The organism is uncultured Alsobacter sp., from assembly GCF_945952055.1.
Classification (GTDB): Bacteria; Pseudomonadota; Alphaproteobacteria; order Rhizobiales; family Beijerinckiaceae; genus Alsobacter.
Genome location: NZ_CAMFHB010000003.1, coordinates 25,670 through 47,304 on the forward strand (window position 1 = coordinate 25,670; position 21,635 = coordinate 47,304).

Annotated in this window: 20 protein-coding genes; 6 read left to right on the forward strand and 14 right to left on the reverse strand. The window is 70.1% G+C overall.

Annotation, left to right across the window (positions count from 1 at the left end; translation table 11 throughout):
- Position 1 precedes the first annotated feature (1 nt).
- Positions 2-613, reverse strand: coding sequence for an HAD family phosphatase (locus Q0Q47_RS02960; protein ID WP_293854167.1), 612 nt, complete (start codon positions 611-613; stop codon positions 2-4).
- Between the two features lie 62 nt (positions 614-675).
- Positions 676-2,970, reverse strand: a complete 2,295-nt coding sequence (locus Q0Q47_RS02965; RefSeq protein ID WP_293854170.1) for an NADP-dependent malic enzyme — start codon at positions 2,968-2,970, stop codon at positions 676-678.
- Between the two features lie 184 nt (positions 2,971-3,154).
- On the opposite strand from Q0Q47_RS02965, the gene mutS reads away from it, so the two are divergent.
- On the forward strand, positions 3,155-5,899 hold the full coding sequence (mutS, locus tag Q0Q47_RS02970; protein ID WP_293854174.1) for a DNA mismatch repair protein MutS: 2,745 nt from the start codon (positions 3,155-3,157) through the stop codon (positions 5,897-5,899).
- Between the two features lie 140 nt (positions 5,900-6,039).
- Here the strand turns inward: mutS and Q0Q47_RS02975 are convergent, their stop codons facing one another.
- Genes Q0Q47_RS02975 through Q0Q47_RS02990 form a run of 4 tightly spaced genes read right to left on the reverse strand, consistent with a single transcriptional unit; the run spans position 6,040 to position 8,540 of the window.
- Entirely contained in the window at positions 6,040-6,879 is an 840-nt protein-coding gene (locus Q0Q47_RS02975) for an EamA family transporter (RefSeq protein WP_293854177.1), read from the reverse strand.
- Positions 6,880-6,931: 52 nt separating this feature from the next.
- Positions 6,932-7,420, reverse strand: coding sequence for a GNAT family N-acetyltransferase (locus Q0Q47_RS02980; RefSeq protein ID WP_293854770.1), 489 nt, complete (start codon positions 7,418-7,420; stop codon positions 6,932-6,934).
- 15 nt (positions 7,421-7,435) lie between these two features.
- On the reverse strand, positions 7,436-7,954 hold the full coding sequence (locus Q0Q47_RS02985) for a GNAT family N-acetyltransferase (protein WP_293854180.1): 519 nt from the start codon (positions 7,952-7,954) through the stop codon (positions 7,436-7,438).
- Positions 7,955-7,970: 16 nt separating this feature from the next.
- Positions 7,971-8,540, reverse strand: coding sequence for a helix-turn-helix domain-containing protein (locus tag Q0Q47_RS02990; RefSeq protein ID WP_293854183.1), 570 nt, complete (start codon positions 8,538-8,540; stop codon positions 7,971-7,973).
- A 118-nt stretch (positions 8,541-8,658) separates the two neighbouring features.
- On the opposite strand from Q0Q47_RS02990, the gene lepA reads away from it, so the two are divergent.
- From lepA to mepA, 3 genes are all read left to right on the forward strand, one after another.
- Positions 8,659-10,464, forward strand: a complete 1,806-nt coding sequence (gene lepA, locus Q0Q47_RS02995) for a translation elongation factor 4 (protein WP_293854187.1) — start codon at positions 8,659-8,661, stop codon at positions 10,462-10,464.
- A 37-nt stretch (positions 10,465-10,501) separates the two neighbouring features.
- Positions 10,502-11,338 (forward strand): EamA family transporter, encoded by an 837-nt coding sequence (locus Q0Q47_RS03000; RefSeq protein WP_293854189.1) that lies wholly within the window; start codon positions 10,502-10,504, stop codon positions 11,336-11,338.
- 66 nt (positions 11,339-11,404) lie between these two features.
- Positions 11,405-12,259 carry a penicillin-insensitive murein endopeptidase gene (mepA, locus tag Q0Q47_RS03005; protein ID WP_293854192.1) on the forward strand — a complete coding sequence of 285 codons (855 nt, stop codon included), beginning with the start codon at positions 11,405-11,407 and terminating at the stop codon, positions 12,257-12,259.
- A gap of 50 nt (positions 12,260-12,309) precedes the next feature.
- On the opposite strand, the gene Q0Q47_RS03010 is transcribed toward mepA, so the two are convergent.
- The 3 genes from Q0Q47_RS03010 to Q0Q47_RS03020 all read right to left on the reverse strand — a co-directional run bounded on the left by Q0Q47_RS03010 (position 12,310) and on the right by Q0Q47_RS03020 (position 14,029).
- Positions 12,310-12,813, reverse strand: coding sequence for a TIGR00645 family protein (locus Q0Q47_RS03010; RefSeq protein WP_293854195.1), 504 nt, complete (start codon positions 12,811-12,813; stop codon positions 12,310-12,312).
- Between the two features lie 69 nt (positions 12,814-12,882).
- Positions 12,883-13,539 carry a peptide-methionine (S)-S-oxide reductase MsrA gene (gene msrA / locus Q0Q47_RS03015; protein ID WP_293854198.1) on the reverse strand — a complete coding sequence of 219 codons (657 nt, stop codon included), beginning with the start codon at positions 13,537-13,539 and terminating at the stop codon, positions 12,883-12,885.
- 169 nt (positions 13,540-13,708) lie between these two features.
- Positions 13,709-14,029, reverse strand: a complete 321-nt coding sequence (locus Q0Q47_RS03020) for a hypothetical protein (protein WP_293854201.1) — start codon at positions 14,027-14,029, stop codon at positions 13,709-13,711.
- A 213-nt stretch (positions 14,030-14,242) separates the two neighbouring features.
- Between Q0Q47_RS03020 and Q0Q47_RS03025 the strand changes: the two genes are divergently transcribed.
- Positions 14,243-14,644 carry a c-type cytochrome gene (locus tag Q0Q47_RS03025; protein ID WP_293854203.1) on the forward strand — a complete coding sequence of 134 codons (402 nt, stop codon included), beginning with the start codon at positions 14,243-14,245 and terminating at the stop codon, positions 14,642-14,644.
- Between the two features lie 158 nt (positions 14,645-14,802).
- Here Q0Q47_RS03025 and grpE read toward each other — a convergent pair whose 3' ends face one another.
- The 5 genes from grpE to Q0Q47_RS03050 all read right to left on the reverse strand — a co-directional run bounded on the left by grpE (position 14,803) and on the right by Q0Q47_RS03050 (position 18,769).
- A complete protein-coding gene (gene grpE, locus Q0Q47_RS03030) occupies positions 14,803-15,423 on the reverse strand; it encodes a nucleotide exchange factor GrpE (RefSeq protein WP_293854206.1) in 621 nt (206 codons plus the stop codon).
- A gap of 95 nt (positions 15,424-15,518) precedes the next feature.
- Entirely contained in the window at positions 15,519-16,028 is a 510-nt protein-coding gene (locus tag Q0Q47_RS03035) for an OsmC family protein (RefSeq protein ID WP_293854208.1), read from the reverse strand.
- 23 nt (positions 16,029-16,051) lie between these two features.
- On the reverse strand, positions 16,052-16,837 hold the full coding sequence (locus Q0Q47_RS03040) for an ABC transporter ATP-binding protein (protein ID WP_293854211.1): 786 nt from the start codon (positions 16,835-16,837) through the stop codon (positions 16,052-16,054).
- Between the two features lie 3 nt (positions 16,838-16,840).
- Positions 16,841-17,590, reverse strand: a complete 750-nt coding sequence (locus Q0Q47_RS03045; protein WP_293854773.1) for an ABC transporter permease — start codon at positions 17,588-17,590, stop codon at positions 16,841-16,843.
- Positions 17,591-17,791: 201 nt separating this feature from the next.
- Positions 17,792-18,769, reverse strand: a complete 978-nt coding sequence (locus tag Q0Q47_RS03050) for an aliphatic sulfonate ABC transporter substrate-binding protein (RefSeq protein ID WP_293854214.1) — start codon at positions 18,767-18,769, stop codon at positions 17,792-17,794.
- 296 nt (positions 18,770-19,065) lie between these two features.
- Between Q0Q47_RS03050 and hrpB the strand changes: the two genes are divergently transcribed.
- The gene (hrpB, locus tag Q0Q47_RS03055; protein ID WP_293854217.1) at positions 19,066-21,528 is read left to right on the forward strand and encodes an ATP-dependent helicase HrpB; all 2,463 of its coding nucleotides are present in this window, start codon (positions 19,066-19,068) and stop codon (positions 21,526-21,528) included.
- Positions 21,529-21,635 lie beyond the last annotated feature (107 nt).

Sequence of the window (21,635 nt, forward strand, 5' to 3'; positions counted from 1 at the left end):
CTCAGACCGGGAAGCCGAAACCCTTCAGGTCCGCGCGCAGCTTGTCGGCCGAGGTGAAGTGCAGGGCGTGCATGCCCACGGCCTGCGCGCCGGCCACGTTCTTGGGCGAATCGTCGATGAACACGCACGCCTCGGCGGCGAGCCCGTTGCCATCGAGCAGCAGGCGGTAGATCGCCGGATCGGGCTTGAGCACACGGTGTTCGCCGGAGACGATCACGTCGAGGAAGCTGCCGAGGAAGGGCCAGACCCGCTGCGCATCGACGAACTTCTCGGCGGAGAAGTTCGTGATCGCGTAGGTCGGGACGCCCTGGGCCTGCAACTCGGCCAGAAGGTCGACCGATCCCTGGATCGTGCCCGACACGGTCTCCAGCCAGCGCTCGTCGAAGGCACGGATCTCCGCGTCGAGATGCGGATGCCGGGCGACCAGTTCCGCCACGGCGTCACGGAACAGGCGGCCGCGATCCTGCTCGATGTTCCAGGCCGGCGTGCAGACCTCGGCCAGGAAGTGCTCCATGCGGGCGTGGTCGTCGAACATCTTCCGGTAGAGGTGGCGCGGGTCCCAATCGAGCAGGACGTTGCCGATGTCGAAGACGACGACGGAGGGATTGGGCATGGGGGATCGATCCGCGCAACGGGGGAAGGGACGGGGGCGAGAGGGAGGAGGCGCGCCGCGCCTCACCCGCCCACGTTGAAGGCCGCCAGCGCGGCCATGTTGACGATGTCGCTGTCCTTGGCGCCGAGCGGCACGATCTGGACGGCCTTGTCGAGGCCGACGAGCAGTGGGCCGATGACGGTGGAGCCGCCCAGCGTCTGCAGCAGCTTGGTGGAGATCGACGCCGAGTGGAAGGCCGGCATGACCAGCACGTTGGCCGTGTCCGACAGCCGGCAGAACGGATATTGCGCCATCAACTCCTTGTTGAGCGCCACGTCGGCGGCCATCTCGCCGTCGTACTCGAAGTCGACGCGGCGCTGATCGAGGATCTTCACCGCCTCGATGACCTTGGCCGAGCGCTCGCCGGGCGGGTGCCCGAAGGTGGAGAAGGCGAGCAGCGCCACGCGCGGCTCGTAGCCCATCCGGCGCGCGACGCCGGCGGCCTCCACGGCAATGTCGGCGATCTCCTGGGCCGACGGCATCTCGGTGATGGCGGTGTCGGCGACGAGCACCGCGCGGCCGCGCGAGAGCACCAGCGACACGCCGATCATCTTGTGGCCGGGCTTCGGATCGATGACGTTGCGCACGTCGGCGAGCGCCACGGAGTAGTTGCGGGTGACGCCGGTCACCATCGCGTCCGCATCGCCCAGCGCCACCATGGCGGCACCGAAATGGTTGCGGTCCTGGTTGATCAGGCGCTGGCAGTCGCGGAAGAGCATGCCCTTGCGCTGCATGCGCTCGTAGAGGTAGTGCGCATAGGCCGAGTTGCGATGCGACAGGCGGGCATTGTGGATCTCGATGCCCTCCTTGCCCTCGAGATCGATGCCGGCGAAGGCCGCCGTCTCGGTGATCCGGTCCTCGCGCCCGACCAGGATGGCCTTGCCCAGGCCCTGGTTGACGAAGGTGACGGCGGCGCGGATGACCTGCTCCTCCTCGCCCTCGGCGAAGACGACGCGCTTGGGGTAGCGGCGCACGCGCTCGATGGTGCGCTGCAGGGCGCCCGCGATCGGATCGCGACGGGCCGAGAGCTGCGCCTTGTAGGCCTGCATGTCGACGATGGGACGCCGGGCGACGCCGGACTCCATGGCCGCCTGCGCCACGGCCGGCGGGATCACCGAGATGAGGCGGGGATCGAACGGCACCGGGATGATGTACTCGCGGCCGAAGCGCGGACGCGCACCCTGGTAGGCGGCGGCCACCTCGTCCGGCACGTCCTCCTGGGCGAGGCGGGCGAGCGCCTTCGCCGCGGCGATCTTCATCTCCATGTTGATGGTCGTGGCGCGCACGTCGAGGGCGCCGCGGAAGATGTAGGGGAAGCCGAGGACGTTGTTGACCTGGTTGGGGTAGTCCGAGCGCCCGGTGGCGATGATCACGTCGTCGCGCACCGCCTGGGCCTCTTCCGGGGTGATCTCCGGATCGGGATTGGCCATGGCGAAGATGATCGGATTGGGCGCCATGGAGCGCACCATCTCGGAGGACAGCGCGCCCTTGGCCGAAAGGCCGAAGAACACGTCGGCGCCCTTCATGGCGTCCTCGAGCGTGCGGGCGTCGGTGGGCGTCGCGTGCGCCGACTTCCACTGGTTCATGCCCTCGGTGCGACCCTGGTAGACGACGCCCTTGGTGTCGCAGAGCAGCACGTTCTCGGACTGGAAGCCCATGGCCTTGACCAGCTCGAGGCAGGCGATGCCGGCGGCGCCGGCGCCGTTGCAGACGAGCTTGGTGGTGCGGATGTTGCGGCCGGTGAGCTGCAGCGCGTTCATGATGCCGGCCGCGGCGATGATCGCTGTGCCGTGCTGGTCGTCATGGAACACCGGGATGTCCATGAGCTCGCGCAGGCGCTCCTCGATGATGAAGCACTCGGGCGCCTTGATGTCCTCGAGATTGATGCCGCCGAAGGTGGGGCCGAGGTAGCGCACGGCGTTGATGAAGGCATCCGGGTCCTCGGTGCCCACCTCGATGTCGATCGAATCGACGTCGGCGAAGCGCTTGAACAGGACCGCCTTGCCTTCCATGACGGGCTTGGAGGCGAGCGCGCCGAGGTTGCCCAGGCCCAGGATGGCCGTGCCGTTCGAGATCACGGCGACGAGGTTGCCCTTGGCCGTGTAGTCGTAGGCCCGGGAGGCATCCTCCGCGATGGCCTTCACGGGCACCGCCACGCCCGGCGAATAGGCCAGCGAGAGGTCCCGCTGGGTCGCCATGGGCTTGGTCGGCACGATCTCGATCTTGCCGGGCCGGCCCATCTGGTGGAACTGGAGCGCTTCCTGGTCGCTGATGGTCGGACGCGTCCGTTTCAGCGGCTTATCGTTGTTCTGGGGCATCTTAGGCTCGACTGACGCACGAAAGGGCTGACAACTTAGGACCAACAGCCGGGGCGGGCCAGCCCTGATTCGGCCATTGTCCCGTCCGCGAGCCGTCAATTCGTCAGGGGCCGGGGCGACAGCGCTGGGGATGACGGCCATCCGGCGGCTGATGCCGCGGACCCGGTCTGCTAGGGTCCGCCCCATGAACAGGCCCGCTTCTCCCGCCCAGACCGCCGCCCGCGTCGAGGCTCCGCTCGACGCCGCCGATGCGCGCGTCACGCCGATGATGGAGCAGTACCTGGAGATCAAGGCGGCGAACCTCGATTGCCTCCTGTTCTACCGGATGGGCGACTTCTACGAGCTGTTCTTCGAGGACGCGGAGACGGCGTCGCGGGTGCTGGGGATCGTGCTCACGAAGCGCGGCAAGCACCTGGGCCAGGACATCCCCATGTGCGGCGTGCCGGTGGTGCGCGCCGACGACTACCTGCAGCGCCTCATCGCCGCCGGGATCCGTGTCGCCGTGTGCGAGCAGACCGAGGACCCGGCCGAGGCGAAGAAGCGCGGGGGCAAGTCCGTGGTGCGCCGCGACGTGGTGCGGCTGGTGACGCCCGGCACCATCACCGAGGAAATGCTCCTCGACCCGTCGCGCTCCAACTGGCTCGCCGCGGTGGCGCGCGTGCGGTCGTCCGAGGGGGCGTGGGCCTATGGGCTCGCGGCCGTCGACATATCCACGGGCGCCTTCACCGTCTCCGACGTCGCGGAAGGCCTGCTCGGCGCCGAGATCGCCCGCCTCGACCCGCGCGAGGTGATCGTCCCCGACGCGGTGCTGGACGATCCGACCCTGAAATCCGTGTGGCGCGACACGCGGGCGGCGCTCACCCCGCTCGCCCGCGACGGGCTCGACGCCGCGTCCGGCGAACGGCGGCTGTGCGCCTTCTTCGGCGTCGGCACCCTCGATGGCTACGGCACGTTCGGCAAGGCCGAGATCAGCGCGGCCGCGGCCGTCGTCGCCTATGTCGAGCGCACCCAGCTCGGCGCCCGTCCGCCGTTGTCGCCGCCCTCGCGCACGCGCCCCGACGCGACCATGCGGATCGACGCGGCGACGCGCGCCAACCTCGAACTCACCCGCACGCTCGGCGGCGAACGGCAGGGCAGCCTGCTCTCCGCCGTCGACCGGACGCTGACGCCCGCCGGCAGCCGGCTGCTCGCCGAGCGGCTCGCCGGGCCCCTGACGGACCCCGCGGCGATCGACGCGCGTCTCGATGCGGTGGGCTGGTTCGTCGACGATGCCATCCTGCGCGCCTCCGTGCGGGACCGGTTGCGCCGCGCTCCCGACATGGCCCGCGCGCTGTCGCGACTGTCCTTGCAGCGCGGCGGGCCGCGCGACATCGCCGCCCTTCGCGACGGACTCGTGGCGGCCCGTGGCCTCGCGGCGACGCTGGAGGGGGCGGGCCTGCCGCCGCCCGAGCTGGCGCGGGCCGCCGAGGCGATGGGCGCCGTCGATGCCGGGCTCGAGCAGGAGCTCGCCGCCACGCTGGCCGACGAGCTGCCCCTGCTGAAGCGCGATGGCGGTTTCGTGCGCGCCGGACGCGACCCGGCGCTCGACGAGACCCGCGCGCTGCGCGACGAAAGCCGCCAGGTCATCGCGGGCCTGCAGGCGCGCTATGCCGAGGAGACCGGCTGCCGCACGCTGCGCGTCAAGCACAACAGCTTCCTCGGCTATTTCGTCGAGGTGCCGCAGGCGACCGGCGAGGAGTTCCTGCGTCCACCCCACAATGCCCGCTTCGTGCACCGCCAGACGATGCAGGGCGCGATGCGCTTCTCGACGGCGGAGCTCTCCGATCTCGAAAGCCGCATCGCCTCGGCCGGCGACCGGGCGCTCGCCATCGAGCTTTCGCATTTCGACGCGATGTCGGCGCAGGTGCTGGCGTCCTCCGATGCGATCAAGGCGGCGGCGGACGCCATTGCCGCCGTCGACGTCGCGGCGGCGCTGGCCGATCTCGCCGACCGCGGCGGCTGGGTCAGGCCGGTGGTCGACGAGGGTCTCGCCTTCGTCCTCGAAGGAGCGCGCCACCCCGTGGTCGAGGCGGCGCTGGCGGCCGATGGGCAGCCCTTCGTCGCCAACGATGCCGACCTCTCGGCGCTGCCCGGCGCCACGGCCGGCCGCATCGCCCTCGTGACCGGCCCGAACATGGCCGGCAAGTCGACCTACCTCCGCCAGAACGCGATCCTCGCGGTGCTGGCCCAGGCGGGCTGCTTCGTCCCGGCCAGGCGCGCGCATATCGGCGTCGTGGACCGGCTGTTCTCGCGCGTCGGCGCGGCGGACGACCTCGCCCGCGGGCGCTCGACCTTCATGGTCGAGATGATCGAGGCGGCGGCCATCCTCAACCAGGCGACCGTGAGGTCACTCGTCATCCTCGACGAGATCGGCCGCGGCACGGCGACCTTCGACGGTCTGTCCATCGCCTGGGCCACCATCGAGCACCTGCACGAGACGAACCGCTGCCGGGCGCTCTTCGCCACGCATTTCCACGAGCTCACGGCCCTGGCGCGGCGCCTGCCGCGGCTGCTCACGGCCACGGTCCGCGTCACCGAGTTCAAGGGCGACGTGGTGTTCCTGCATGAGGTCGTGCCCGGCGTCGCCGACCGCAGCTACGGCATCCAGGTGGCCAAGCTCGCCGGCCTGCCGCGCGCCGTGGTCGATCGCGCCCGCACCATCCTCGACGAGCTCGAGGCGGCCGACCGTCAGGCGCCGGTCGAGAAGCTCGTCGACGACCTGCCGCTGTTCGCCGCGGCCAGGCCGTCGTCCTCGGCGCCAGCCGTGGTCGAGGACGAGCCGGATGTGTTGCGCGAGATGCTGGCTGCCGCGGACCCCGATGCGCTGACGCCGCGCGAGGCGCTGGACCTGGTGTACCGGCTGGCCGCGCAGCTGCGGAAGGAAGGGTAGCGACCTTCGTTCTTCAAGGCTCCCCCTCTCCGCCGTCTTGGCCCGGCCATCCACGACTTGGCCGGGGACGGCCGCGCCGCGAGAGTGAAGTCGTGGGTGCCCGGGCCAAGCCCGGGCATGACGACCGAGAGCGAGCCGGATCACGACAACCGCAGCATCGCGATCCCGGCCACGGCCACTGCCACGGCGGCCCATCTCAGGGCGCCGACCTGTTCGCGCAGGAAGGTGGCGGCGATGAGCACGCTGAAGAAGATGCTCGTCTCGCGCAGCGCCGAGACGGCGGCGACAGGTCCGTTGGCGAAGCCGTAGACCATCAGCAGGTAGGATGACATCGAGCCCATGCAGCCGACGAGCCCGACCTTCCAGTAGCGCTTCACCGCGGCGAGCCAGCCGGAGCGCTCGATCACCATCATCGCCGAGACCAGCACGGCGTTCACGATCGCGACGAGGAAGGAGTAGCCCAGCAGGTTCTCCGACAGGCGTACGCCGCGGGCGTCGGCGATCGAGAAGAAGGCGTTCGAGATGCCTGCGGCCAGCGCCAGCGCCGTGGCCGATACCGGGATGCTCGCACCGATGCGGCTCGACGCCGCGAGCATGAGCACGGCGAGCGAGATCACCGCGACGCCGCCGATCCCGAGCGGCGACAAGGTGTAGGAAAAGAGCACGAAGCCGAGGATCGCGACGCCGAGCGGGGAGATGCCACGCACCAGCGGGTAGGCGAGGTTGAACGGCATGCGCCGGTAGGTCGCCATCATCACCCGCATGGTGACGAGGTTGCAGCCGCAGGCCAGCGCCATCCAGGGAAGGGACGGCGTCGCCGGCGGGCCCACGACGGCGAGCCCCGGAACGCTGACGACGCCCGCCATGATGACGACGAGCGCCAGGCCCGCGCCGGGATCCTCCTGTCGCCGGGCGATGGCGTTCCAGCCGGCGTGGAAGAAGGCGCTGGCAAGCGCTGCCAGGAAGACGAGCAGCGTCACGGCTGAGGGATCCGGGGCGTGGCGGGCGGCCGGCCTCGGCCGGCGGCGCGGGTCAGAGGGTCTTCTGCATGAGGGCGAGGTCGAGCCAGCGGTCGAACTTCCAGCCGACTTCCTTCAGGCGCCCCGTCTCCACGAAGCCGAGCGCCTTGTGGAAGTGCATGGACGCCGTGTTGCCCGCCTCGACGCCGCCGATCATCACGTGCTTGCCGAGGTCCCGCGCCCGGTCGAACAGCGGCGGCATCAGCTGCTTGCCCACGCCTTTCCCATGATGGTGGCGATGGACGTAGACCGAGTGCTCGACGGTGTGGTGATAGCCGTCTCCCTTGCGGAAGTCCCCGAAGCTGGAGAAGCCCACCACCGTGCCGGCCAGGTCCGCGACCAGGACCGGATAGCCCGCGCTGACGCGCTCGTGCATCCACGCGCGCCGGTTCTCCAGGTCGAAGGTGTGCACCATCCAGATCGCCGTCGTGTTGAGGATGGCGTCGTTGACGATGTCCAGGATCGCCGGCAGGTCCGTCTCGGCCGCGTCTCGGATGGTCACCTGCATGGGGGGCTCTCACGGGTTCTTGTAGTAGTAGGTGGTAGCGCAGAAACCACCATCCGGCCACAGCGCATAGTCCGGGATGACACCGACCTTTTGCCAGCCGGTGGCCTGATAAAGGTTTTCCGCGGGCGAGCCCGTCGCGGTGTCGAGAACCAGCACCTTCAGGTCGCGGCGGCGCGCCTCGTCGTCGACGGCGGCCATCAGCGCCTTGCCGATGCCCGTCTGCCGGGCCCTGCTGTGCACGATGACCTTCGAGACGTCGGCGCGATGAGGCTGGTTGGGCTTGCTGGCCGGGATCAGCTGGGCGGTGCCCACCACCTCGCCCCCCAGCGTGGCGGCGAACAGGATCGTCCGGCCGGCGGCGACGTCGGCGAGCACCCCGTCCCACCAGGCCCGCGCCTCGGCGGGATCGAACGGGTTCATGAAGCCGATGGAGGCCCCGCCGCGCACGCCGTCGACGAGGATGTCGACGAGGGCGGGCAGCGCCGCCCGCGCGGCGGTCACGTCGAGGATCGATACGGCGGCGGTCATGCCGGGCTCCATCGGGTCAGGGTGTGGAGGCGGCCAGCACGACCGCGTAGCGGACGGGCCGGTCGCCGGGATTGTGGTAGGCCACGGGCCGGTCGAGCCTCATGTGCAGGCTGTCCCCGGTGCCGAGCCGGTGAACGGTGTCGCCGACCGTCATCTCGAGCTCGCCGTCGAGCACCCAGACGATCTGCTCGGTGGGCCGCGAGACCCACGGGTTGTCGAACCGCACCCGCTCCCCGGGCGGGAACGTGACGTCGACGACCTCCAGCACACTGTCGGGCAGGCGGGGCGACACGTTGCGCCGGACATAGCCGCTGTCGGGATCGCGCCACTCGGTCTGGTCGGCACGGCGGGACAGCGGCGAGGCCGCGGCACGGTCCCCGGCGAAGAAGCCGGACAGGCTGACACCCAGGCTGGCGCAGAGTTTGCCCAGGAGGGCCGCGGTCGGGCTCGCCTCGCCGCGCTCGATGCGCGAGATCATGGCGCGGCTGACGCCCGATCCCGTCGCCAGCGCGTCGAGGGTGAAACCGCGCTCCTGGCGCAGGGCCTTCAGGCGCGCGCCGAGGCCGATGTCGTCGCTGAATTCCATGATCAGAGACTATGTCTCTACTATAATGGAATCAAGTCCGTCGAACGGCGATGGTCCGGAGGGCGCCGCGCTGCCGTGTCGCTTGGAAATCAGGCCTTACGCTGCTATGTGCGCGCCCATGAGCCAGCACCCCATCGACAACATTCGCAACTTTTCCATCGTCGCGCACATCGACCATGGAAAGTCCACGCTCGCCGACCGGCTGATCCAGGTCACCGGCGGCCTGTCCGAGCGTGAGATGGTGGACCAGGTGCTGGACTCGATGGACATCGAGCGCGAGCGCGGCATCACCATCAAGGCCAACACCGTGCGCCTCGACTACAAGGCGCATGACGGCAAGACCTACATCCTCAACCTGATGGACACGCCCGGCCACGTCGACTTCGCCTACGAGGTCAGCCGGTCGCTGGCGGCGTGCGAGGGGTCGCTGCTGGTGGTGGACGCCTCGCAGGGCGTCGAGGCGCAGACCCTCGCCAACGTCTACCATGCGCTCGACGCCAACCACGAGATCGTGCCGGTCCTCAACAAGATCGACCTGCCGGCCGCAGAGCCCGACCGCATCAAGGCGCAGATCGAGGAGGTGATCGGCCTCGACGCGTCGGATGCCGTGCCGATTTCCGCCAAGACGGGCCTGAACATCGAGGCCGTGCTCGAGGCCATCGTGAAGCGCCTGCCGCCGCCCAAGGGCGACGAGAAGGCGCCGCTGAAAGCCCTGCTGGTCGACAGCTGGTACGACGCCTATCTCGGCGTCGTGGTGCTCGTCCGCGTCATCGACGGGTCCCTCAAGAAGGGCTCCGAGATCACCATGATGGGCACGGGTGCCCGCTACGAGGTCGACCGGATCGGCGTGTTCAAGCCGAAGATGACCGACGTGGAGACGCTGGGACCCGGCGAGGTCGGTTTCATCACCGCGCAGATCAAGCAGGTGGCCGACACCCGCGTCGGCGACACGATCACCGAGACGCGCAAGCCGACGGCCACGGCGCTGCCGGGCTTCAAGCCGGCGCAGCCGGTGGTGTTCTGCGGGCTCTTCCCGGTCGACGCGGCCCAGTTCGAGGACCTTCGGGCGGCGATGGGCAAGCTGCGCCTCAACGACGCGAGCTTCAGCTACGAGATGGAAAGCTCGGCGGCGCTGGGCTTCGGCTTCCGCTGCGGCTTCCTCGGCCTGCTGCACCTGGAGATCATCCAGGAGCGCCTGGAGCGCGAGTTCAACCTCGACCTCATCGCCACGGCACCGAGCGTCATCTACAAGATCTCGCTCAGGGACGGCGAGGAGATCGAGCTCCACAATCCGGCCGACATGCCGGACGTCATGAAGATCGAGGAGATCCAGGAACCCTGGATCCGCGCCACGATCCTGACGCCGGACGAGTATCTCGGCGGCATCCTCAAGCTGTGCCAGGACCGGCGCGGTGCGCAGGTCGACCTCAACTACGTCGGCAAGCGCGCCATGGTCGTCTACGACCTGCCGCTGAACGAGGTCGTGTTCGACTTCTACGACCGGCTGAAGTCGATCTCGAAGGGCTATGCCTCCTTCGACTACCACCTGACCGACTACAAGCCGGGCGACCTCGTGAAGATGTCGATCCTGGTGAACGCCGAGCCGGTGGACGCGCTGTCGATGCTGGTGCACCGCACCCGCGCCGAGGGGCGTGGCCGCGCCATGTGCGAGAAGCTCAAGGAGCTCATCCCGCAGCACCTGTTCCAGATCCCGATCCAGGCGGCCATCGGCGGCAAGATCATCGCCCGCGAGACCATCTCGGCGCTGCGCAAGGACGTGACGGCGAAGTGCTACGGCGGCGACATCTCGCGCAAGCGCAAGCTCCTCGACAAGCAGAAAGAGGGCAAGAAGCGCATGCGCCAGTTCGGGCGCGTCGAGATCCCGCAGGAAGCCTTCATCGCCGCCCTGAAGATGGACAGCTGAGTCCAGGCCGCCGGGCCATAGTCGCCGGGAGGCCGCCATGACCACCACCGTGTTCCTCGCCGTGCTGGTGGCCGCGTTCCTGCACGCCAGCTGGAACGCGATGATGAAGCTGCGGATCGAGCCGCTGCTCGCCATGGCGCTCATCAACGGCGGAGCCGGCGTCTTCGGCCTCGGGCTCCTGAGCTATACCGGCTTCCCGATCTCGGCGTCTTGGCCCTATCTCGCCGCGTCGACGGCGCTGCACCTGGGCTACGGGCTGTCGCTCGCCACCGCCTACAAGCATGCCGACATGGGCGTGGTCTATCCCATCGCCCGCGGCTCGGCGCCGCTGATGACGCTGGCCGGGTCGGTCCTGTTCACCGGCGATCGCCTGGCCCCCGGTGTCGTCGTCGGCATCGCCGTGCTGGCGGGCGGCATCGGCCTGCTCGCCCTGCAGCGGCGCGCGTCGGTCGACCGCCGGGGCGTGGGGTACGCCCTGCTCACGGCGGTGACGATCTCGCTCTACACGCTGTCGGATGGGCTCGGCGCGCGGGCTGCGGGTGACCCGCATGCCTATGTCGCCGCCATGTTCATCCTCGACGGCCTGAGCTGCGTGCTCGCGGTCGCGGCGCTGCGCGGCCGGCAGGGGCTGGCCATCATGGGCACGGCGCTCGGGCCGGGGCTCGCCGGCGGGGCCATGGGCTTCGGGGCCTACTGGATCGCCGTGTGGGCCATGACGCAGGCGCCCATCGCGCTGGTCGCCGCGCTGCGCGAGACCAGCGTGCTCTTCGCCACCGGGATCGCGGTGGTGGTGCTGCGCGAGAAGCTGTCGGCCCGGCGCGTGGCGGCTGCGGTGCTCATCGTGACCGGCCTGGTGATCATCCGGGCGGCGTGAGGCGCGGCGCAGGACCTCGCAACCTGCTGGATGGACAGTCGCGCTACGCGCCCTCACCATCGGCGAATGCGCAAGCTCCCCCGATTCGCCGCCATCGCCCTCGTGGTTGCTGCAACGCCGGCCTTGGCTGAACCCGCGGCCCGCGACCTCTTCGGCGCGGTTCCTGCAGCCACGACGAGCCTCGCCCCTGCAGTCATAGGCTCCTACGCCAAGGGGTGCCTCGCCGGCGGCCAGATGCTGCCGCCCGAGGGCTCGCACTGGCAGGCGGTGCGCCTGTCGCGCAACCGCAACTGGGGTCATCCGGCCATGGTCCGGTTCCTGACCGGCTTCGCGGCCAAGGCGAGCGCCGCCACGGGCTGGCCGGGGCTGCTCGTCGGCGACATCGCCCAGCCGCGCGGCGGCCCGATGCGCAGCGGACACGCCTCCCACCAGCTCGGGATCGATGCGGACGTCTGGCTCTCGCCGATGCCGCCGCGGGTCCTGTCCCGCCAGGAGCGCGAGGACCTGGAGCCCGTGAACCTGGTGGCCGACAACGGCCTCGACGTGGTGCCCGGGCGTTGGACGCCGGCCCATCTCGCGCTCATCAGGCTCGCGGCCTCGCAGCCCGAGGTGGAGCGGGTGTTCGTCAACGCGGCGATCAAGAAGGCGCTGTGTCGCGACGCCACCGGCGACCGGTCATGGCTGACGCGCGTCCGGCCGCTGTGGGGGCACAACTACCACATGCATATTCGCATGGCCTGCCCGCCCGGCGAGGAGGCCTGCGAGCGACAGGCGGCGCCGCCGGCCGGCGACGGATGCGGCAAGGATCTCGCGTGGTGGTTCACCGAGGAGGCCCTGCACCCCAAGCCCGGCAAGCCGCGCCCGCCCATGACGATGGCGCAGCTGCCCGCCGCCTGCGCCCAGGTGCTGACGGCGAAGTGAAGTGAGGAGCGAAGAGCGACTAGTCGCTCTTGGCTCTTCAGCACTTCCGGCTAATGCGCCTTGGTGTCGGCCGAGATCTTGTCGGTCAGCGCGAGGATCACGCCGGATCCGACGAACACGAGGTGGATGATCACGAGCCACTGGAGGTCGCGGTCGCTCGTGTTCTTGATGTTCATGAACGCCTTGAGCAGCTGGATCGCCGAGATCGCCACGATCGACGACAGGAGCTTCAGCTTCAGCCCCGTGAAGTCGATCTTGCCCATCCACTCGGGCCAATCCTTGTGGTCGGCCTCGTCGATCTTGGACACGAAGTTCTCGTAGCCCGAGAAGATCACGATGACGATCAGCGAGCCGGTGAAGGTCAGGTCGATCAGGGCCAGCACGCCGAGGATCACCTCGGCTTCGGTCTGGTCGAAGATGTGCATCACGAAATGCACGATCTCCTGCATCGCCTTGATCATCAGCAGCGCGAGGCTGAGGACGAGGCCGACATAGAAGGGGGCCAGCAGCCAGCGGCTGGAGAACAGGAATTTCTCGAGGACGCGTTCGATCATGGGCTCCGACCGGCTAGCATGTTCGCACCCGGCACGCGGTGCCGGTCGGAGCCGTACTTAGAGCTTCGCTCAGGCTGCGTCCACGCCCGTTCCGACCGCGCAGCTCACGCCGGTTCCGCCGAGGCCGCAGTAGCCGCCCGGGTTCTTGGCCAGGTACTGCTGGTGGTAGTCCTCGGCGAAATAGAACGGCCCCGCCTCCTGGATCTCCGTGGTGATCGGCCCGTAGCCCTTGGCCTTCAAGGCCGCGCCGTAGGTCTTGGCGGTGCGCTCGGCCGCCTCGCGCTGCTCGGGCGTCGTCCAGTAGACGCCGGAGCGGTACTGCGTGCCGATGTCGTTGCCCTGCCGCATGCCCTGCGTGGGATCGTGGCTCTCCCAGAAGGTCTTCATCAGCGTGTCGATGCCGACCTGCTTGGGATCATAGACCACGAGCACCACCTCGTTGTGGCCGGTGAGGCCCGAGCACGCCTCCTCGTAGGTCGGGTTGGGCGTGTGGCCCGCGGCATAGCCGACGGCCGTCACCCAGACGCCCGGCACCTGCCAGAACTTACGTTCGGCACCCCAGAAACAGCCGAGCCCGAAGACGATCCGCTCGCTGCCTTCGGGATAGGGTCCCTTCAGCGCATGGCCGTTGACGAAATGGGTCTGCGCGGTGGGGATGGGCTGCGGCCGGCCCGGCAGGGCCTCCTCGCGGGTTGGCATGGCGGTGCGCTTGCGAAAGCCGAACATGACATCACCTCGTGGCTGGTCCGGGGCGGAGGATGCCGCCGGACCCCTCATATGGGGAGGGCGGAGCGTGAACGCGAGATCGGTGGCGATCAAGGCCCCGTGACGCGCCCGTGAGCGCCGGTCCACGCGCGCGACGATTCCGACTTCAACACCGCGCAACGACTTGACTTCAACGCCGCGCGACGATGCCCACTTCGGGTTCGCGCGGCGACGAGAGGAGCGCGAGGACGAGGCCGAGCACGAGGAACAGGGCCGCCAACGGCACCTTCAGCGCGGTCACCGCCACGGGGTCCCACAGGACGGCGTTGACCTGGGTGGCCATGGTCTTGAGCGCCGGGAGAGCGGACGGCTGCACGCGCTCGAGAAAGCCCTGGAGCGACGTGATCTGCCAGCCGGATGCCGCGATGGAACGGGTGCCGTCGACCACGGCCGCGACGAAGGCCGCGGCCAGCAGCAGATAGCCCACAGTCCGAAACAGGATCCTGATCATGGGTCTCGCTGTCAGAGGTGGTGCGTGATCGCAGAATCACGCCATCGGACGCGTCTGGTCGCATCGCTAGCGTCTCGCCGATGCGGGCGCAAGGCTGCGTCAGGCCGCCGCACGCGGTGTGCGATTCCGCACAGGCCGCCGGCCGCGACGCGGCTACCTCCGCAGGCCTCGCCGCCATCCACCAACGCGCGGCGCCATCCGAGGAGACCCCCCATGTTCCTGCGCTCGATCCTGACCGCCACGATCCTGTCCGCCACCGCCACGGCCGCCCTCGCGGACGCCGCGACGGTGTCGCGCGGACGCTACCTCGTGGAGCAGGTCGGGATGTGCTCGGACTGCCATTCCGCCCGCGACCCGAAAGGCCAGATCGTCAAGTCCACGGCCCTGCAGGGTGCCCCGCTCGCCTTCAAGCCGCTGGTGGAGATGCCCTTCGCCGACGTGGCTCCCGGCATCGCCGGCATGCCCTCCGGCTGGACCAAGCCGCAGCTCGTCACCTTCCTGGAAACCGGCAAGCGCCCCGACGGCAGCATGCCCCGCCCGCCCATGCCGGAGTTCCGCTTCAACAAGGCCGATGCGGTGGCCGTGGCGGACTATCTGGCGAGCCTGAAGAAGTGAGGGGCTGAGCCGAACTTTGCCACGAGAGGCATCCACCTCTCCGCGTCCTGCCCGGGCTCGGCCCGGGCATCCACGACTTTGTCGGCGCCATCCTCAAGTCGTGGGTGGCCGGGCCAAGCCCGGCCATGACGGCCTCGCTGGTAATGCTGGGGCCAAGGTCAGGCCTGCTTGTCGACGCCCTCGCCGGCGGCGGCCTTCGGGCCGCCCTTGGCGACGCCCACCAGGGCGGGCCGCAGGACCCGGTCGCCGATGACGAAGCCGGCCTGGACGACCTCGCGGACCGTCCCGTTGGGAACGGACGGGTCCGGGATCTCGAACATGGCCTGGTGCAGGTTGGGGTCGAACTTCTCGCCCTTCGGCTCGAGCTTGCGGATGCCGTGGCGCTCGAGCGTCTTGAGGAGATCGCGCTCGGTGAGCTCGATGCCCTCCAGCAGGCCCTTGAGAGCCGTGTCGGCGGTCTCGCGGGCGTCGGAGCTCACGGTTTCCAGAGCGCGGCGCACGTTGTCGGCGACGTTCAGGATGTCGCGGGCGAAGTTCGTCGTCGCGTAGGCACGCGCGTCGGAGACTTCCTTCTCGGTGCGGCGGCGCAGGTTCTCCATGTCGGCGAGCGTGCGCAGCATGCGGTCCTTGAGCTGCGTGTTCTCGGCGTTGAGCGCCTCGATCACGGAATGCACGTCCCGCTCCGGCGCGGCCTCGCCGGCGGGCGCGTCCGTCTGGGCCGCGGCCTGATCGGCGGCCAGCTCGGTGATGGGTTCGGCGTTCGTCTTCGGATCGGTCATGGCTTTTCGCAATTCACGGACAGGTCACGGATGATCGTCCGGCATATCAGGCCGCCGGCATCGAAAATCAAGGGTGGGATCGCTTCGCGAGCCGCTCAGCCCCTGTTCACCGTCACCGTGAGGTCCGGCTTCCGGTTGATGGTCTGGAACACGACGCAGTAACGCTCGGTGAGCTTGAGCAGGCTGTCGATCTTCTCCTGCGGCGCGTCCGTGTCGATGTCGAAGGCGAGCCGGATCTGGCGGAAACCCACCGGGGCCTCGCGGTCGACGCCCAGCGTGCCGCGGAAGTCGAGGTCGCCCTCGGCACGCACGACACCCTTGCGCAGCGGGATCTCCAGCGCGGTCGCGACGGCCTTCAGGGTGACGCCGGCGCAGGCGACGAGCGCTTCGAGCAGCATGTCGCCCGAGCACAGCTCCATGCCCGAGCCGCCGGTCGCGGGATGCAGTCCCGCCTCCACGATGGCGCGGCCGGTCTCGAGCTTGCAGGCGATCTTCGTGTCGTCGATCTCGCCCTGGGCCTTGAGCGTGATCACCGCCGCGTCGGGGGTGTCGCGGTACTTGGCCTTGATCGGGGCCTGCATGGCACGGAGGGCGTCGGCGTCCATCGGTCTGTCCTTTCGGGTGTCGGTCACCACCACAGCGAGGCGCCGGAGGCGGTCTTCGCGGTGGCGTCGCTGGCAGCGGTTTTGAGCGATCGGTCGAGTGCGTTCAAGACCCTGCGCTTGGCCTTGTCGTAGCCCACCGCCAGCGGGTCGCGCGGACGGGGCTCGCCGACGGTGATCGTCTCGAACATGCGGCCCGGACGCGGGCGCATGACGACGACACGGTCGGCGAGGGTGACGGCCTCGTCGACGTCGTGCGTGACCATGACGATGGTCGGGCGGGTGGCCTCCCACAGGGCCAGCAGGTGGCCGTGCAGGCTCGCCCTCGTGAAGGCGTCGAGCGCGGAGAACGGCTCGTCCAGCAGCAGGACGCGCGGGCGGGCGACGAGGGCGCGGGCGATGGAGACGCGCTGCTGCTGGCCGCCCGAGAGCTCGCGCGGCCAGCGGCCGGCGTGCTCGGCGAGGTGCACCCGCTCCAGCGCGTCGGCGACGCGGGCGTCCCGCTCGGCACGGGGCAGGTCGGCGATGCCGAAGGCGACGTTGTCGGCGACGGAGAGCCAGGGCAGGAGCCGCGGCTCCTGGAAGGCGATGCCGACGAAGGGATGCGGGGCGGTGATGGTCTCGTTGTCGACGGCGATCCGGCCGGCGCTGGCCTGGTCGAGGCCGGCGACGAGCCGCAGCAGGGTGGTCTTGCCGCAGCCCGAGCCCCCGACCAGCGCCAGGATCTCGCCGTCGGCGACCTTCAGCGAGATGTCGGCCAGCGCGCGAGTCCCGTCGGCGTAGGTCTTGGACAGATGCTCGACGACGAACATGGGTCAGAGCCTTCCGCGCGCCGTGTCCTGCCAGCGCACGAGGGGGCGCGTGAGCAGCACGAGGATGGTGTCACAGAGCTTGCCGAGCAGCGCGAAGGTGATGATCGCGGCGAGGATGCGGTCGGGCCGGCCCATCTGCTGGCCGTCGGTGAGCAGGTAGCCGAGGCCTTCGGAGGCGCCCATGAACTCGGCCGCGACGACGAACATGAAGCCCAGGCCCAGGCCTGAGCGCAACGCGGTGAGCCAGGCCGGCAGGACCGCCGGCAGCAGGACGCGGCGCACCATGGCGACGCGACCGAGGCGGAACACGCGGCCGACCTCGATGAGCTTGCGGTCGATCCCCTCGATGGCGCTCGCCACGCCGAGATAGACGGGGAAGAACACGCCCACGGCGATCAGCGCCACCTTCGACGCCTCGAAGATGCCGAGCCACAGCAGGAACAGAGGCACCCAGGCGATCGACGGCACCGCGCGCAGCGACTGCAGCGTCGGATCCACCAGGCGGCGCACGGTCTCGGACGAGCCGGACAGGGCGCCCATCAGCGTTCCCGCGGCAGCGCCGAGCGCGAAGCCCGCCATGACGCGCCACAGCGTCGCGACGACGTGGGTCCACAGTTCGCCCGAGCGGACGAGGTCGGCGAGGGTGGCGAAGATGCGCGACGGCGGCGGCATCAGGCGCCCCTGGGCGAACCCGCCGCGCACAGCGAGCTCCCAACCGGCGGCCAGGAGCAGCGGCAGGACGATGCCCAGCATGACGCGCCACGACGGCCACACCCGGCTCGCGGAAACAGGCGGCACGCCGTCGTTCGCCCCGGCATTCGCCAGGACGGTGTCCGCGACAGGGGATTGCGGGGCGTTCATCCCGGGGCCACTCAACACGAAGGGAGCGGCAAGGCGCCGCTCCCGGGGCAGTTATGGCGTAAACCGCCGCAAGCTCAAGCCCGGAGGGCGGCCTTACTGCGTGGCGCCCGCGGTCAGGTACTTCGGCTCGATGAGCGAAGCCGTGACGGCCTTGATGTCGATGTTCGATTCCAGGACGCCGGCTTCCTGCAGGGCCACGCCCGCGGCGATGATGCTGTCGGCCTGCGGCTTGCCGATGACGCTGTGGGTGAGCTCGGTGCGCTCGAGCTGGCGCTCGATCACCGCGTCGGGGAGCTTCGTCGCCGCGACGAGCGACTTGGTGAGGGCCGCCTTGTCGGCGATCGAGGCCTTGCGGGCGTCCTCGTAGACCTTCAGCACGCGCTTCACGATCTCGGGGTTCTGCTTGGCGAACTCCTCGCGCACGTTGAGCACGCCCCAGGTGTTGGCTTCGGGCTTGCGGAAGAACAGCTTGGCGCCGCCCTCGATCTCGGCCGCGGCCATGATCGGGTCGAGGCCGGCCCAGGCGTCCACGTCGCCGCGCTCCAGAGCCAGGCGGCCGTCGGCGTGCTGCAGCAGGACGAGCTTCACGTCCTTCTCGGTCAGCTTGTTCTCGGCCAGCGCGCGCACCAGGAAGATGTGCGGGTCGGTGCCGCGGGTCACGGCGACGCGCTTGCCCTTCAGGTCGGCGACCGTCTTGATCGGGCTGTCGCCCTTGGCGACGAGCGCGGTCCATTCAGGGCGGGAGTAGACGTAGATCGACTGGATCGGGTTGCCGTTGATCTTGCCGACCAGGGCGGCCGCGCCGGCGGTGGAGCCGAAGTCGAGCGAACCGGCGTTGAGGAACTCGAGCGCCTTGTTGGAGCCGGCGGACTGCACCCAGCGGATGCCGATGCCGTCCTTGGCGAATTCCTTCTCGAGCAGGCCCTGGTCCTTCAGGACGAGGCTGACCGGGTTGTAGGTGGCCCAGTCGATGCGGATTTCCTTGACCTGGGCATGGGCCGTGGTCGCGGCGGCGGTGAAGGCGAGCGCGGCGGCAAAGGCCAGCGCGTCACGGCGGGTGAAGAACGTCATCTCGGGCTCCCTCTCAGGCTCACACGGTGGCAACGATGCGGTCGTGGGCCGGGTGGGTCTTTCGCCCAGGTGCCCGCGGCGCTTTAGCTGCATTTGTCCGGAAGCGGATGCTCCCGTCGCGCCCAGCAAGCGGCTCGCTCAAATCGGCGCGTGTTTTTTCTTTAGGTCCCAGCGTTCGGTTTGTCAAACAATACGCACCGTTTCGAGTTAAGCAGAATATCACAGCAATAGTCTGTATTTTACCATCCTGCGCTGGCCTCGTGACAGCGCCGCCGCCAGCCGCTATTCGCCGGCCCATGCGGTCCTTCGACACCCCCCTGCCCATCGACGAAGCCCTCGGGCCCCTCACGCGGGCGTTGGCCGACCGGACCTCCGCCGTGCTCGTCGCGCCGCCCGGCGCCGGCAAGACCACGCGCGTGCCCCTCGCCCTGCTCGACGAAGCCTGGACCGGCGACCGGCGCATCATCCTGCTGGAGCCTCGACGGCTTGCGGCCCGGGGGGCGGCGGAGCGCATGGCCCGAACCCTGGGCGAGACGGTCGGGGAGACCGTGGGCCTGCGGGTGAGGCTCGGCTCGAAGGTCGGCCCGCGCACGCGCATCGAGGTCGTCACCGAAGGCGTCTTCACCCGCATGATCCTGGACGATCCGGAACTGGCCGGCACGGCGGCGGTGCTGTTCGACGAGTTCCACGAACGGTCGCTCGATGCCGACCTCGGGCTTGCCCTGGCGCTGGACGCGCAGGCGGGGCTGCGCGACGACCTGCGGATCCTCGTCATGTCGGCGACGCTCGACGGGGCGCGGGTGGCCCGCCTTCTCGGGGACGCCCCGGTGATCGCCAGCGAGGGCCGCGCCTATCCGGTGGAGACGCGCCATGCCGGGCGCGACCCGCGAAAGCGCATCGAGGAGGAGGTGGCCGCCGTCGTCGGTCGCGCGCTCGCCACGGAGCCCGGCTCGGTGCTCGTCTTCCTGCCTGGGCAGGGCGAGATCCGCCGCACCGAGACGCTGCTGCGCGAGCGCGTCCGCGATCCCTCCGTCGACATCGCTCCGCTCTATGGCGCCATGGACCAGAGGGCGCAGGACCTCGCGGTGCGCCCTGCCGCGGCGGGGCGGCGCAAGGTGGTGCTGGCGACGTCCATCGCCGAGACATCGCTCACCATCGAGGGCGTGCGCGTGGTGGTCGACAGTGGCCTGGCCCGCGTGCCCCGCTACGAACCGGCCATCGGCCTGACCCGGCTGGAGACCGTCAAGGTCTCGCGGGCCGCCGCGGACCAGCGCCGCGGCCGTGCGGGGCGCACCGAACCCGGCGTGTGCTGGCGCCTGTGGGAAGAGGCCGCGACCGGCTCCCTCGAACCGTTCGCCAAGCCCGAGATCCTGTCCGCCGACCTGTCGGGCTTCCTGCTGGACTGCGCGGCCTGGGGCGTCACCGATCCGAAGACGCTCTCCTTCCTCGATCCGCCGCCGGCCCCCGCGCTCGCGGAGGCCCGCAGCCTTCTCCTGGCCATCGGCGCGATCGACGAGGGGGGGCGCCTGACGGAGGAGGGCAAGGCCGTCAGGGCCCTGCCGCTGCCGCCCCGGCTGGCGCGCATGCTGGTCGATGCCGGGCGCCGGGGCGAGGCGGCGCTCGCCGCCGACATCGCGGCGGTGATCACCGAGCGCGGCCTCGGCGGCGACGGCGCTCATCTCGGCCATCGCCTGGAGGCCTTCCGGCGGGAGCGCTCCGGCCGGGCCGACGACATGCGACGCCTGGCGCGCGGCTGGGCGCAGGCGGTGGGCGGCGGCGCCCCGGGCGATCCGTCCGCTGCGGGCAGGGTGCTCGCGCTGGCCTTTCCCGACCGCGTCGCGCGGGCGCGCGGCGCATCCGGCAGCTTCGTGATGGTCAACGGGCGCGGGGCGGCCGTCGAGCCGCACGATGCTCTCGCGCGAGAGCCTTTCCTCGCCATCGCCGAGATTGCGGGGGCGGCGGGGGCGGCGCGCATCCTGCTAGCGGCCCCGCTGTCGGCCGAGGACATCGAGGCCGACTTCGGGGACCGCATCGAGGCGCGCGACGAGGTGAGCTTCGACAGGTCGGCCGCCGCGCTGCGCGGCCGGCGCGTGCGCCGGCTGGGCGCGGTGACCCTGGCCGAACAGACGCTGCCCGTGGCGAGCGGTCCGGACAATGCCCGCAAGCTCGCGGAAGGCATCGCTGGCCTGGGCATCGACCGCCTGCCCTGGACCAAGGCCCTGGCACAATGGCGCAACCGCGTGATGTTCCTGCGGCGCGCCGATGAGACCTTTCCCGACCTCTCCGACGCGGCGCTCGCCGCCTCGGCGGGCGACTGGCTCGCCCCCTTCATCGAGGGCAAGACCAGCCTCGCCCAGATCGGCGCGGACAGTCTCGGCGAGGCGCTGCACGCTCTCCTGCCCTGGGATCTCGGGCGACGGCTGGAGGCGGAATGCCCGACCCACTTCACCGCGCCGACGGGCAACAGCCACGCGATCGACTACGAGAGCGGGGACGAGCCCGTGCTCGCCATCCGGGTGCAGGAGCTGTTCGGCCTGAAGGACCACCCGGCGATGGCGAACGGCAAGCTGCCCCTCCTGCTGCATCTGCTGTCGCCGGCGCACCGGCCCATCCAGATCACCCGCGACCTGCCCGGCTTCTGGCGTGGCTCCTGGGCGGCCGTGAAGGCGGAGATGAAGGGGCGCTATCCCCGCCATCCCTGGCCGGACGATCCGGCGAGCGCCATGCCCACCGCCCGGGCCAAGCCGCGCGGAACCTGAGGCCTGCCCTGCATGAAACGACGGGCTGCACCGTCGCGCGACGCGGTCGTGGCGGTTTGATCGCGCCCGGTGATCGGCTATTCAGTCAGGGACCACCACAGGAGACC

Coding starts and splice junctions, on each gene's coding strand:
- Q0Q47_RS02960 (WP_293854167.1), bottom strand. CDS start 613: ATGCCCAATCCCTCCGTCGTCGTCTTCGACATCGGCAACGTCCTGCTC.
- Q0Q47_RS02965 (WP_293854170.1), bottom strand. CDS start 2,970: ATGCCCCAGAACAACGATAAGCCGCTGAAACGGACGCGTCCGACCATC.
- mutS (WP_293854174.1), top strand. CDS start 3,155: ATGAACAGGCCCGCTTCTCCCGCCCAGACCGCCGCCCGCGTCGAGGCT.
- Q0Q47_RS02985 (WP_293854180.1), bottom strand. CDS start 7,954: ATGACCGCCGCCGTATCGATCCTCGACGTGACCGCCGCGCGGGCGGCG.
- Q0Q47_RS02990 (WP_293854183.1), bottom strand. CDS start 8,540: ATGGAATTCAGCGACGACATCGGCCTCGGCGCGCGCCTGAAGGCCCTG.
- lepA (WP_293854187.1), top strand. CDS start 8,659: ATGAGCCAGCACCCCATCGACAACATTCGCAACTTTTCCATCGTCGCG.
- Q0Q47_RS03000 (WP_293854189.1), top strand. CDS start 10,502: ATGACCACCACCGTGTTCCTCGCCGTGCTGGTGGCCGCGTTCCTGCAC.
- mepA (WP_293854192.1), top strand. CDS start 11,405: ATGCGCAAGCTCCCCCGATTCGCCGCCATCGCCCTCGTGGTTGCTGCA.
- Q0Q47_RS03010 (WP_293854195.1), bottom strand. CDS start 12,813: ATGATCGAACGCGTCCTCGAGAAATTCCTGTTCTCCAGCCGCTGGCTG.
- msrA (WP_293854198.1), bottom strand. CDS start 13,539: ATGTTCGGCTTTCGCAAGCGCACCGCCATGCCAACCCGCGAGGAGGCC.
- Q0Q47_RS03020 (WP_293854201.1), bottom strand. CDS start 14,029: ATGATCAGGATCCTGTTTCGGACTGTGGGCTATCTGCTGCTGGCCGCG.
- Q0Q47_RS03025 (WP_293854203.1), top strand. CDS start 14,243: ATGTTCCTGCGCTCGATCCTGACCGCCACGATCCTGTCCGCCACCGCC.
- grpE (WP_293854206.1), bottom strand. CDS start 15,423: ATGACCGATCCGAAGACGAACGCCGAACCCATCACCGAGCTGGCCGCC.
- Q0Q47_RS03035 (WP_293854208.1), bottom strand. CDS start 16,028: ATGGACGCCGACGCCCTCCGTGCCATGCAGGCCCCGATCAAGGCCAAG.
- Q0Q47_RS03040 (WP_293854211.1), bottom strand. CDS start 16,837: ATGTTCGTCGTCGAGCATCTGTCCAAGACCTACGCCGACGGGACTCGC.
- Q0Q47_RS03045 (WP_293854773.1), bottom strand. CDS start 17,590: ATGCTGGGCATCGTCCTGCCGCTGCTCCTGGCCGCCGGTTGGGAGCTC.
- Q0Q47_RS03050 (WP_293854214.1), bottom strand. CDS start 18,769: ATGACGTTCTTCACCCGCCGTGACGCGCTGGCCTTTGCCGCCGCGCTC.
- hrpB (WP_293854217.1), top strand. CDS start 19,066: ATGCGGTCCTTCGACACCCCCCTGCCCATCGACGAAGCCCTCGGGCCC.